Origin of the sequence: Paraburkholderia caballeronis, from assembly GCF_900104845.1 — a bacterium.
Classification (GTDB): Bacteria; Pseudomonadota; Gammaproteobacteria; order Burkholderiales; family Burkholderiaceae; genus Paraburkholderia; species Paraburkholderia caballeronis.
This window is the reverse complement of the sequence record NZ_FNSR01000001.1, coordinates 2,146,613-2,158,745: the sequence shown is the minus strand read 5'-3', so window position 1 is coordinate 2,158,745 and position 12,133 is coordinate 2,146,613. Positions and strand designations below refer to the sequence as shown.

12 protein-coding genes are annotated in these 12,133 nt (G+C 67.4%); 7 read left to right on the top strand and 5 right to left on the bottom strand.

The annotated features are described in order from the left end of the window. Positions 1–106: 106 nt before the first annotated feature. From BLV92_RS09665 to BLV92_RS09645, 5 genes are all read right to left on the bottom strand, one after another. Positions 107–886: a peptidylprolyl isomerase gene (locus BLV92_RS09665; protein WP_090544426.1), complete on the bottom strand. Its 780-nt coding sequence runs from the start codon at positions 884–886 to the stop codon at positions 107–109. 44 nt (positions 887–930) lie between these two features. Next, a complete protein-coding gene (locus BLV92_RS09660; protein WP_090544424.1) occupies positions 931–1,242 on the bottom strand; it encodes a BolA family protein in 312 nt (103 codons plus the stop codon). Then, entirely contained in the window at positions 1,239–1,772 is a 534-nt protein-coding gene (locus tag BLV92_RS09655; RefSeq protein ID WP_090544422.1) for a septation protein A, read from the bottom strand. Before BLV92_RS09655 ends, BLV92_RS09660 begins: the two co-directional genes overlap by 4 nt. A gap of 91 nt (positions 1,773–1,863) precedes the next feature. Then, the gene (gene msrB / locus BLV92_RS09650) at positions 1,864–2,283 is read right to left on the bottom strand and encodes a peptide-methionine (R)-S-oxide reductase MsrB (protein WP_090544420.1); all 420 of its coding nucleotides are present in this window, start codon (positions 2,281–2,283) and stop codon (positions 1,864–1,866) included. 60 nt (positions 2,284–2,343) lie between these two features. Then, complete coding sequence (locus tag BLV92_RS09645; RefSeq protein WP_090544418.1) at positions 2,344–3,942, bottom strand: protein adenylyltransferase SelO; 1,599 nt, start codon at positions 3,940–3,942, stop codon at positions 2,344–2,346. Between the two features lie 120 nt (positions 3,943–4,062). Here BLV92_RS09645 and BLV92_RS09640 point away from each other — a divergent pair, with 120 nt between their 5' ends. The 7 genes from BLV92_RS09640 to BLV92_RS09610 all read left to right on the top strand — a co-directional run bounded on the left by BLV92_RS09640 (position 4,063) and on the right by BLV92_RS09610 (position 12,117). Further along, positions 4,063–5,757, top strand: a complete 1,695-nt coding sequence (locus BLV92_RS09640) for a 3-(methylthio)propionyl-CoA ligase (protein ID WP_090546965.1) — start codon at positions 4,063–4,065, stop codon at positions 5,755–5,757. A gap of 270 nt (positions 5,758–6,027) precedes the next feature. Beyond that, complete coding sequence (locus BLV92_RS09635; protein ID WP_090544416.1) at positions 6,028–8,109, top strand: 3-hydroxyacyl-CoA dehydrogenase NAD-binding domain-containing protein; 2,082 nt, start codon at positions 6,028–6,030, stop codon at positions 8,107–8,109. A gap of 27 nt (positions 8,110–8,136) precedes the next feature. Beyond that, a complete protein-coding gene (pncA, locus tag BLV92_RS09630) occupies positions 8,137–8,775 on the top strand; it encodes a bifunctional nicotinamidase/pyrazinamidase (RefSeq protein ID WP_090544414.1) in 639 nt (212 codons plus the stop codon). Between the two features lie 42 nt (positions 8,776–8,817). Further along, positions 8,818–9,996 carry an acetyl-CoA C-acyltransferase gene (locus BLV92_RS09625; protein WP_090544412.1) on the top strand — a complete coding sequence of 393 codons (1,179 nt, stop codon included), beginning with the start codon at positions 8,818–8,820 and terminating at the stop codon, positions 9,994–9,996. A gap of 224 nt (positions 9,997–10,220) precedes the next feature. Beyond that, complete coding sequence (locus BLV92_RS09620) at positions 10,221–10,523, top strand: Dabb family protein (protein WP_244283771.1); 303 nt, start codon at positions 10,221–10,223, stop codon at positions 10,521–10,523. A gap of 8 nt (positions 10,524–10,531) precedes the next feature. Beyond that, on the top strand, positions 10,532–11,008 hold the full coding sequence (locus BLV92_RS09615; RefSeq protein WP_090546963.1) for a PaaI family thioesterase: 477 nt from the start codon (positions 10,532–10,534) through the stop codon (positions 11,006–11,008). Positions 11,009–11,118: 110 nt separating this feature from the next. Then, the gene (locus BLV92_RS09610; protein ID WP_090544410.1) at positions 11,119–12,117 is read left to right on the top strand and encodes an NADP-dependent oxidoreductase; all 999 of its coding nucleotides are present in this window, start codon (positions 11,119–11,121) and stop codon (positions 12,115–12,117) included. Positions 12,118–12,133 lie beyond the last annotated feature (16 nt).

The window sequence follows — 12,133 nt, the reverse complement described above, 5'->3', positions numbered from 1 at the left end:
GAGTTCAAGCGAGTTCAACCGAGAAGCGCAAACAAAAATGCCGCCCTACTGGGCGGCATTTTTATTGCAGCAACGCGTGTTACGGGTCGCGCTCGCGAAGTTCGCGTTACTGAATCTTCGCGTGCTGGCGCAGGTTTTCTTCGAACGCCTGCAGCTTTTCCTGCTGGATCTGCTGGACGATCTGCGCGCGCACCTGTTCGAGCGGCGGCGGCGTGATCGGGCGGATGTCGTCCACGCGGATGATGTGCCAGCCGAACTGCGTATGCACCGGCGTCGGGGTGATCTGGCCTTTCTGCAGATGCGTCGCGGCGGCCGCGAATTCCGGCACGTAGGCCTTCGGGTCCGACCAGTCGAGGTCGCCGCCGTTCTTCGCGGAGCCCGGGTCCTTCGAGTATTGCTTCGCGAGGTCTTCGAAGCTCGCGCCGCCCTTGATCTTCGCGATCAGGTCCTTCGCCTGCTGCTCGTCCGCGACGAGAATGTGGTGCAGATGGTATTCGCTGCCGCCTTGCTGCTTCACCAGCTGGTCGTAACGCGCCTTCACGTCGGCGTCGCTCGGCTGGTTGTTCTTCACGAAGTCCTGGATCAGCGCGCGCAGCACGACGGTTTGCTGCGCGACCGCGATCTGCGCCTTCACGTCCGGCTGGTTCGGAATGCCGCGACGGGCCGCTTCCTGCATCAGGATCTCGCGATTCACGAGTTCTTCACGGACGGCCTGTTGCAGTTGCGGCGTGTCCTGCTGGCCTTGCTGCACGAGCTGCTGGATCATCGCGTCGGCGCGCGCTTTCGGGATCGGCGTGCCGTTCACGACGGCGATGTTCTGCGCGAATGCGGGAGCGGCCGCGCACGCAGCCAGCAGTACCCAAAGACGGGTTTTCTTCAAGGTCATGAAAAATCCTGACGGGGCGACAAAAAAAGGAAATATTCGGTGGACTACCGGGGCGGCGCGCTGGCTTCGTCGGGCGTCAAAGCCGTGATCGCTAGAGCGTGAATGCCGCGCTGCATTGCCTCGGCCAGCGCATCATACACCATGCGATGCCGCGCCACGCGCGGCTTGCCCGCGAATGCCGGCGACACGATCGTCACGCTGTAATGGCCGCCCGCGGCCGCGCCCGCATGGCCCGCGTGCTGCGCGCTGTCGTCGCGCACATCGAGCGCCGCGACCGGCGCGAGCGCCGCGCGCAGCCGCGTGTCGATCAACGCGAGACGTTCGGCGGGGCCGGCGTTCAGGAACGCGTCGCTCATTCTTCTTCCTTCATGTAACGCGACAGCCACAGGCTCTGCCCGACGATGAACACGACGAGGATGCCGGTCGCGCCGAACAGCTTGAAGTTGACCCACGTGTCGGTCGAGAAGTGATACGCGACGAACAGGTTCAGCACGCCGAGCAGCGCGAAGAACACCGACCACACCAGGTTGAGCTGCGTCCACACGCGCGGCGGCAGCGTGATCTGCTTGCCCATCATCGCTTCGATCAGGTTCTTGCCGAAGCCGAGTTGCGACACCATCAGCACGACCGCGAACGCCCAGTACAGCACCGTCGGCTTCCACTTGATGAAGGTCTCGTCGTGCAGCATCAGCGTCGCGCCGCCGAACACGGTGACGATGCCGAGGCTCAGCCACAGCATCGGGTCGACCTTGCGATGGCGGAACGCGACCCAGGCGATCTGCACGAGCGTCGCGGCGATCGCGACGGCCGTCGCGGTGAAGATGCCCCACAGCTTGAAGGCGACGAAAAAGAGGATGATCGGAAACAGATCAAACAGGAATTTCATTGTCGGCCGGGAATGTCCGGTAAAGAGTGGCGCGAGGCCGGCTGGCTGCGCGGACCGGGCGGAGATGCCCGGCCTGCGCGATGCTGCGCGCTTACTTCGGGTCGAATTGTAGCGCAGCCGAGTTGATGCAATACCGCAGCCCGGTCGGCGCCGGGCCGTCCTCGAACACGTGGCCGAGGTGCGCGCCGCAGTGCTTGCAGCGGACCTCGATGCGCAGCATCCCGTGCGTGCGGTCGGTCTTTTCCTCGATCACCTCGCCGTTGATCGGGCGGAAGTAGCTCGGCCAGCCGCAGCCCGCGTCGAACTTCGTGTCCGACTCGAAAAGCGGCGTGCCGCAGCACACGCAGTCGTAGACGCCGCGATCCCAGTGGTCCCAGTAGCGGCCGGTGAACGGCCGCTCGGTGGCCGCGTGGCGCGTCACCTGATATTCGACGTCGGAAAGCTGCTTGCGCCATTCGGCGTCGTCCTTGTGCTCGGGATACGCGTCGGCGTTGTGGTCGTCCTGGCTCATGGTCGGGGTTCCTGGCTTGCGGGTGAATGCGGTGAAAAAGGGGGGGGTGAAAAAAACGCGTCACGAAGAGCAGCTGACTTCGAGCGAATTCGCCCAGTCCGGCGGCAGGCCCGCATACGCTTCGTATTCCGGCTGCTCGTCGAACGGCCGGCGCAGCACGCGCGCGAGCCGCTCCACTTCGCTGAAGTCCTTCTGCGCCGCGCGCTCGATCGCGGTCTGCGCGAGATGGTTGCGCAGCACGTATTTCGGATTCACGCGGTTCATCGCTGCCGCGCGCGCGTCGTCGCCGCGTGTTTCTTCGGACAGCCGCGCGCGATAGTCGTTCGCCCACGCGTCGAACGCCGCGCGGTCGAGGAACAGGTCGCGCACCGGCGCATCGCCGCTCGCGTCGTGCTTCGACAGTTTCGCGAGATGGCGGAACGTCAGCGTGAAGTCCGCGCGGTTCGCGTGCATCACTTCAAGCAGCCGGTTCGCGAGCGCGTCGTCGCCGTCGCGCGCGAGTTCGAGGCCGAGCTTCGCGCGCATCCGCGCTTCCAGCGCCGGCGCGAAGCGTTCCTTGAAACGTTCGAGCACGCCCTGCGCATCGGCGATCGCCTGTTCGGTGCGGACCTTGTCGTCGGGCTCGTCGCGCTGCGGGCCGAACAGCGGCAGCAGCGCCTGCGCGAGACAGAACAGGTTCCAGTACGCGATCTGCGGCTGCATCCGGTACGCGTAGCGGCCCTGCGAGTCCGAGTGATTGCAGATGTGGTTCGCGTCGAAGCCGTCGATGAACCCGAACGGACCATAGTCGATCGTCAGCCCGAGGATCGACATGTTGTCGGTGTTCATCACGCCGTGGCAGAAACCGACCGCCTGCCATTCGACCATCAGCGCGGCGGTCGAGCGCACGGCTTCGTCGAGCAGCGCGAGATACGGGTCGTCTGCGTCGCGGCAGTGCGGATAGAACCGCGCGATCACGTGGTCCGCGAGCTTGCGCAGGTCGTCGATGCGGTCGTTCGCATAGAAGTGCTCGAAGTGGCCGAAGCGCACGAAACCCGGCGACACGCGCGTGACGACCGCCGCCGTCTCGATCTCTTCGCGCCGCACGGGCTGATCCGAGCCGGTCACGCACAGCGCGCGCGTCGTCGGAATGCCGAGATGATGCATCGCCTCCGAGCACAGGAACTCGCGGATCGACGAGCGCAGCACCGCGCGGCCGTCGCCCATCCGCGAATATGGCGTGCGGCCCGCGCCCTTCAGTTGCAGTTCGTGGCGGCCGTGCGGATGCGCGATCTCGCCTAAGCCCAGCGCGCGGCCGTCGCCGAGCTGGCCGGCCCACACGCCGAACTGGTGTCCCGAGTACACCGATGCATACGACATCGCGGACGGCGGCAGTTCGCGCGTGAAGTTGCCGCTGAAATAACCGGCGAACGCGGGGTCGTTCGCGATCTGCGGATCGAGTCCCAGTGCGGCGGCCGTCTCGCCGGAGAAGCCGACCAGATACGGCGCGGGCAGCGGCGCGGCCGGCAGCCGCGTGACGAACGCCGGACCGAGCGCCGCGAACGCGTCGTCGCGCGGTTCGGCGAGCGCGCGGGCGACCGCGTCGAGCGGACCGCCCGCTGCGGGCGAAACCGGTGCGGTTTCTCGCGTTGTTTCTGAAATGCCTGGTGAAAACGACATGTTGAGCGCCTTTGGGTTAGCCGATATTGTAAGTCCACGCCCGCCGGCCTGCTGGCGGCGCCGCGGCCCGCCGCAGGCCGCCCACCGGACACCAGAACGAGCGCGAGGAGACCCATGCCGATGACGCCGCCGCTATCAGGTCAGATGATGGACGTGCCACTGAACCTGTCGTCGCTGCTCGCGCACGCGGCGCGGCATCACGGCGATACCGAGATCGTGTCGCGCCGCATCGAAGGCGACATCCATCGTTATACGTATAAAGACTGCGAGCGGCGCGCGAAACAACTGGCCGAGGCGTTGATCGCGCTCCGCGTCGCGCCGGGCGAGCGCGTCGGCACGCTCGCGTGGAACGGCTACCGGCATCTGGAGGCGTATTTTGGCGTGACCGGCTTCGGCGCGGTCTGCCACACGATCAATCCGCGGCTGTTTCCCGAGCAGATCGCGTTCATCGTCAATCACGCGGACGACCGCTACGTGTTGTTCGACACGACGTTCGCGGCGCTCGTCGATGCGCTCGCGCCGCAATGCCCGAACGTGCTCGGCTGGATTGCGCTGGCGGACGACGGCCATCTGCCGGACATGCGCACGCCGGTGCTGAGCTATGAAACGCTGCTCGGCGCGCAACGCGGCGAATTCGACTGGCCGGTGCTCGACGAGCGCAGCGCGTCGAACCTCTGTTATACGTCCGGCACGACCGGGCATCCCAAAGGCGCGCTGTACACGCACCGGTCGCAGGTGCTGCATGCGTATGCGGCGTCGCTGCCCGACTCGATGGCGCTGTCCGCGCGCGACTCGGTGCTGCCCGTCGTGCCGATGTTCCATGTGAACGCATGGGGCATTCCACACGCGGCGCCGCTGACCGGCGCGAAGCTCGTGTTCCCCGGCAAGGATCTCGACGGCCGCTCGCTGTACGAGTTGATGGAGGCCGAGCGCGTCACCTATTCGGCCGGCGTGCCGACCGTGTGGCTCGGGCTGCTCGCGTACATGCGCGACGCCGGCGCGCGCTTCTCGTCGTTGCAGCGGACGGTGATCGGCGGTTCCGCGTGTCCGCCCGCGATGCAGCGCACGTTCGAGGACGAATACGGCGTGCAGGTGATCCACGCATGGGGGATGACCGAGATGTCGCCGCTCGGCACGCTCGCGAAGCTGAACTGGGAGCAGTCGCAGCGGCCGCCGGACGCGCGGCGCGCGCTGCTCGAAAAGCAGGGGCGCGCGATCTGCGGCGTGGACATGAAGATCGTCGGCGACGACGGCCGCGACCTGCCGTGGGACGGCGTCGCGTTCGGCGACCTGCACGTGCGCGGGCCGTGGGTGATCGACCGGTATTTCCGCCAGGACGGCACGCCGCTCGTCGACGGCTGGTTCCCGACCGGCGACGTCGCGACGATCGACCCCGACGGCTTCCTGCACATCACGGACCGCAGCAAGGACGTCATCAAGTCCGGCGGCGAGTGGATCAGCTCGATCGACCTGGAGAACATCGCGGTCGCGCATCCGGCCGTCGCGGAGGCCGCGTGCATCGCGTGCGCGCATCCGCGCTGGACCGAGCGGCCGTTGATCGTCGTGGTGCTGCGGCCGGGCGCGACGCTCACGCGCGAGGAACTGCTCGCGTTCTACGAAGGGAAGGTGGTCAAGTGGTGGATGCCGGACGACGTCGCGTTCGTGGACGCGCTGCCGCACACCGCGACCGGCAAGCTCCAGAAGCTGAAGCTGCGCGAGCAGTTCCGCCATCACGTACTGCCGACCGCGCTCGACGCGGGGCCGGACTGCCCGCTGACCGCCGACGTGCCGCGTGATTCCGGCGCGCACGGTTAACGCGCGACCCATTCATCCTCTGTATAAACACGGCCAGGCCGGCAATCGTATTGCCGGCCTGGTTGCCGTTACGCTGCGACACGCTTCATGTGCTTCATGTCGCGCTCACCGAACGTTCCGTTGACGATCGACCCAGTGAAAACCCTGGCGCTCCCCGTCACGTTAAAAATGGAACGAACGTTCTTTTTTGTGTATTCTGCGTGCTGATACAGGATGTCGGACAATGAGCCGGCGCCGCATAACGCAAGCCGCATGCATGGAGGCAGGCACATGGCAGTGGACTACACGACCCGCGACGGCATCGCCGTCATCACGCTGGACAATCCGCCCGTCAACGGGCTCGGGCATTCGACGCGCAGCGGCATCGTCGAAGGGCTCGCCCGCGCGCAGCACGATCCCGATGTCGTCGCGGTGGTCATCACCGGCGCCGGCAAGGCGTTTTCCGGCGGCGCGGACATCACCGAATTCAACACGCCGAAAGCGACCCAGGAGCCGACGCTCGCGACCGTGATCGCCGAGGTCGAGCAGAGCGCGAAGCCGGTGGTCGCCGCCATTCACAGCGTCGCGATGGGCGGCGGCCTCGAACTCGCGCTCGGCGCGCATTATCGCGTCGCCGCGCGCGGCGCGCAGATCGCGCTGCCCGAAGTGAAGCTCGGGCTGCTGCCGGGCGCGGGCGGCACGCAGCGCCTGCCGCGCGCAGTCGGTCTCGAAACCGCGCTGAACATAATCGTCGGCGGCGCGCCGGTGCTGTCCGACAAACTCGCGAACACGGGTCTGTTCGATGCGATCGCCGAAGGCGACCTGCTCGCGGAAGCCGCCGCGTTTGCGCGCGAGGCCGCGAAAAAACCCGCGCCGCATCCGCTGGTGCGCCACCGCAAGATCGACCATCCGAACGCGGAAGGTTTCGTCGCGTTCGCGCGCACGACGGTCGCCGCCGCGACGAAACCGTATCCCGCGCCGCTGAAGTGCGTCGATGCGATCGCGGCCGGCGTCACCGACGGTTTCGACAAGGGCCTCGCGTTCGAGCGCGAGTGTTTCGTCGCGCTGGTGCAGACGCCGGAGAGCCGCGCGCTGCGGCATGCGTTCTTCGGCGAGCGCGCGGCCGCGAAGATTCCGGACGTGCCGTCGAACACGCCGGTGCGCGAAATCCGCCAGGTCGGGGTGATCGGCGCGGGCACGATGGGCGGCGGCATCGCGATGAATTTCGTGAACGCGGGGCTGCCGGTCACGCTGCTGGAGACGAAGCAGGACGCGCTCGACCGCGGCCTTGCGACGATCCGCAAAAACTACGAAGCGAACGTGAAGAAGGGCAAGCTGACCGAAGAAGCCCTTGCGCAGCGTATGGCGCTGATCCGCCCGACGCTGTCGCACGACGACCTGAAGGACGCGGACCTGATCGTCGAAGCGGTGTTCGAGGAAATCGGCGTAAAGGAACAGGTGTTCAAGCGCCTCGACGCAGTCGCGAAACCCGGCGCGATCCTCGCGTCGAACACGTCGACGCTCGACGTGGACAAAATCGCGTCGTTCACGAAGCGGCCGCAGGACGTCGTCGGCACGCACTTCTTCAGCCCCGCGAACGTGATGAAGCTGCTCGAAGTCGTGCGCGGCCGCGACACCGCGAAGGACGTGCTCGCCACGGTGATGCAGGTCGCGAAGAAGATCCGCAAGACGGCGGTGGTGTCCGGCGTCTGCGACGGCTTCATCGGCAACCGGATGATCGAGCAGTACGTGCGCCAGGCGCTGTATCTGCTCGAAGAAGGCGCGCTGCCCGCGCAGGTGGATCGCGCGATCGAGAAATTCGGCTTCGCGATGGGGCCGTTCCGGATGAGCGACCTCGCGGGCAACGACATCGGCTGGGCGATCCGCAAGCGCCGGTATCAGGAACGCCCCGAAATCAGGTATTCGAAGATCGCGGACCGCCTGTGCGAGACCGGCCGCTTCGGGCAGAAGACCGGCGCGGGCTGGTACGACTACAAACCGGGCGAGCGCAACGCGCTGCCGTCGAAACTCGTCGACGACATGATCGTTTCGTACTCGCAGGAAACCGGCGCGACGCGGCGCAGGATCGGCGACGACGAGATCGTCGAGCGGCTCGTGTACGCGCTCGTCAACGAAGGCGCGAAGATCCTCGAAGAGGGGATTGCGTCGAAGGCGTCCGACATCGACATGGTGTACCTGACAGGCTACGGTTTCCCGCTGTATCGCGGCGGCCCGATGCTGTACGCGGACACGGTCGGGCTCTACAACGTCGAGCGCGCGATGCGCCGTCTCGCCGCGCAGCCGAACGGCGACGCGTGGCAGATCGCGCCGTCGATCGTCGAACTCGCCGCGAAGGGCGGCACGTTCAACTGACAACGGATTTAAAGCGGACCTGAAGCCATGCGAAGCGCAGACGAAGTATTGCTGCTGGTGGACCTGCAAAACGACTTCATGCCGGGCGGCGCGCTGGCGGTCGCGCGCGGAGACGAGATCGTCCCGCTCGTGAACCGGCTCGCGCGCACCTTCAGCCATGTGGTGCTCACCCAGGACTGGCATCCGCCCGAGCACGTTTCGTTTGCCGCGAACCACCCGGGCCGTCAGCCGTTCGAGACCTTCACGCTGCCGTACGGCGAGCAGGTGCTGTGGCCGACGCACTGCGTGCAGGGCACGGACGGCGCGGCGCTGCACGGCGGGCTCGACGTGCCGCATGCGCGCGCGATCATCCGCAAGGGTCATCACGCGGACGTCGACAGCTACTCGGCGTTCCTCGAAGCGGACCGCACGACGCCGACCGGCCTCGCCGGTTATCTGCGCGACACCGGCGTCACGCGCGTGTGGTGCTGCGGGCTGGCGACCGACTACTGCGTCGCGTGGACCGCGCTCGACGCGCGCGCGGCCGGCTTCGACGTCGCGCTGATCGAGGACGCGTCGCGCGCGATCGATCTGAACGATTCGCTCGCGCTCGCATGGCAGCAACTGACCACCGCGGGCGTCGCGCGCGTGCAGTCCGCCGAGGTGTTCGCGGGCCACGCGCGGTAACACGTATTCAAAGCAAAACATCCATTGAAGGCAGGAGACAGCATGACTGATGCCGTAATCGTATCGACCGCACGCACGGGCCTCGCGAAGTCGTGGCGCGGCGGATTCAACCTGACCCACGGCGCGACGCTCGGCGGCCACGTGACGAAAGCCGCGGTGGAGCGCGCGAAGCTCGACCCGGCGCGCGTCGAGGACGTCGTCATGGGCTGCGCGAACCCCGAGGGCGCGACGGGCGGCAACATCGCGCGGCAGATCGCGCTGCGCGCCGGCCTGCCGGTCAGCGTGCCGGGCATGACGGTGAACCGTTTCTGCTCGTCGGGCCTGCAGACGATCGCGCTCGCCGCGCAACGCGTGATCGCCGGTGAAGGCGACGTGTTCGTCGCGGGCGGCGTCGAGTCGATCTCGTGCGTGCAGAACGAGATGAACCGCCATCTGGCGTTCGAAGGCTGGCTCCAGCAGAACAAGCCCGAAATCTACTGGTCGATGTTGCAGACGGCCGAGAACGTCGCGAAACGCTACGAAATTTCGAAGGCGCGTCAGGACGAATACGGCGTGCAGTCGCAGCAGCGCGCGGCGGCCGCGCAGGCGGCGGGCTTGTTCGACGCGGAAATCGTGCCGCTGACGGTGCTCGCCGGCGTCGCGGACAAGGCGACCGGCCGCCTGTTGACGAAGGAAGTGACGGTTGCCGCCGACGAAGGCATCCGCGCGGACACGACGCTCGACGGCGTCACGAAGATCCGCACCGCGCTGCCGGGCGGCGTCATTACGGCCGGCAACGCGAGCCAGTTCTCGGACGGCGCGAGCGCATGCGTGGTGATGAACGCGAAGGTGGCCGAGCGCGAGGGGCTGACGCCGCTCGGGATCTTCCGCGGTTTCGCGGTGGCCGGCTGCGAGCCGGACGAGATGGGCATTGGCCCGGTATTCGCGGTGCCGAAGCTGCTGAAGCAGGCCGGGCTGAAGGTCCAGGACATCGACCTGTGGGAGCTGAACGAGGCGTTCGCGGTGCAGGTGCTGTATTGCCGCGACAAGCTGGGCATCCCGAACGAACGGCTCAACGTGAACGGCGGCGCGATCGCGGTCGGGCATCCGTATGGCGTGTCCGGCGCGCGGCTGACCGGCCATGCGCTGATCGAAGGCAAGCGGCGCGGCGCGAAGTTCGTCGTCGTCACGATGTGCATCGGCGGCGGGCAGGGCGCGGCCGGTCTGTTCGAGGTGGCCTGAACGCGGGTCTCGTGCTTCGCGCCTGGTGTTTCGGCCTGGTGTTTCGAACGACGCCGGTATTCGCACCTTGCGCGGCCGGCGTCGCTCCGTCGAAACGCGCTTCGCGCATGAACCTGGGCGCGTGCGGAGCCGCGTTCGCGCGGCGGGCGGTGCGGTTATGATTGCGATACCCGCGGACGCGAAACGCGCCGCCCCGTTCAATGCACTCGAAAAAGGTGAACACGTTGATCCGTCATATCGTGATGTGGAAGCTGAAGGAAACGGCAGAGGGCGCGTCGCGCGCCGCCAACGTGGTGAAGCTGAAGGGCCTGCTCGAAGGCTGCCGCGATCTCGTGCCGGGCATGCTGCATCTCGAAGTCGGTCTCGCGGAGCCGGGCCTGCTGTCCACCTACGACATCGCGCTGGTCTCCGACTTCGCGGACAAGGCCGCGCTCGACGCATACCAGGATCATCCCGATCACCTCGTCGTGAAGAAGTTCGCGCAGGCCGTCGTCGAAACGCGGCAGTGCGTGGACTATCTCGCTTGAGCGCGGCGATGACCGGTTCCACTTCCAGCGCCCAGCCGCTGATCGAAAGCCCGTTCGTCGATCATCTCGGCGCGCAGCTCGTCAGCGCGGCGGACGGCGCGAGCGAAGTCGTGCTGTCGCTCGCCACGCGCCATCTGAACACGTGGGACGTCGCGCACGGCGGCGTGACGATGACGCTCGCCGACATCGCGCTCGCGATGGCCGCGCGCAGTCTCGCGGGCGACGGCATCGGCGTCGTCACCGTCGAGATGAAGGTGAACTTCATGCAGCCGGGACGCGGCGAGTTGCGCGCGACCGGCCGCGTGCTGCACCGCTCGACGACGATGGCGTACTGCGAAGGCGAGATCCGCGACAGCGAAGGCCACTTCGTCGCGAAGGCGCTCGGCACGTTCAAGTACATGCGGCGGCTCGCGGTCGGCCGCGACGTGACGAGCCAGCGGCTGCGCAGCGACCCGGCCGCGAAGCCGGGTCCGAGCGACGGCTGACCCGCGCACGCTCTCATTGGCGCGCGCGGCGCCGGCTGCCTCGCGCCGCGCGCGCCGACTCCATCGCGCAGTCTGTCGACTGCGATAAACCCAACGCGAAGGTGATCCCGATGCCGCAACTCAATCGCCAGATCCTGCTCGTGTCGCGCCCGAAGGGGCCGGCGAGCGTCGACAACTTCCGGCTCGTCGAAACACCGCTCGCGCCGCTCGCCGACGGCGAGGTGCGGGTGCGCAACCACTACCTGTCGCTCGATCCGTACATGCGCGGCCGGATGAACGACGCGAAGTCGTATGCGGTCCCGCAGCCGCTGAACGAAGTGATGATCGGCGGCACCGTCGGCGAAGTGGTCGAGTCGCGCAACGCGTCGTTCGCGGTCGGCGACCACGTGGTCGGCACGCTCGGCTGGCAGGAGTTCGGCACGTCGGACGGCGTCGGGCTGCGCAAGGTCGATGCGGCGAACGTGCCGCTGTCCGCGTATCTCGGCGCGGTCGGGATGCCGGGCGTCACCGCGTGGTACGGGCTGAACCGCATCATCGCGCCGCAGGCCGGGCAGACGGTCGTCGTCAGCGCGGCGAGCGGCGCGGTCGGCGGCGTGGTCGGCCAACTTGCGAAGCTCGCCGGCTGCCGCGCGGTCGGCATCGCGGGCGGCGACGAGAAGTGCCGCTACGTGACCGACACGCTCGGCTTCGACGCGTGCGTCGACTACAAGGCGGGCAACCTGTGGCGCGACCTGAAGGCCGCGACGCCGGACGGCGTGGACGGCTACTTCGAGAACGTCGGCGGCGACATGCTCGACGCGACGCTCGACCGGATGAACGAGTTCGGCCGCATCGCGCTGTGCGGGATGATCGCCGGTTACGACGGCGAGCCGGTGCCGCTGAAGCAGCCCGCGCTGATCCTGCGGCAGCGGCTGCTGGTGCAGGGTTTCATCGTGACCGAGCATCTGGACCTGTGGCCGCAGGCGCTCGCGGAACTCGGCGGCCTCGTCGCGCAGAAGAAGCTGATCTATCGCGAGACGATCGCGCAGGGGCTCGAAAACGCGCCCGAAGCGTTCCTCGGCCTGCTGAAAGGGCGCAACTTCGGCAAGCAGCTCGTGAAGCTGATCTGACCGACCCGAACGCCGC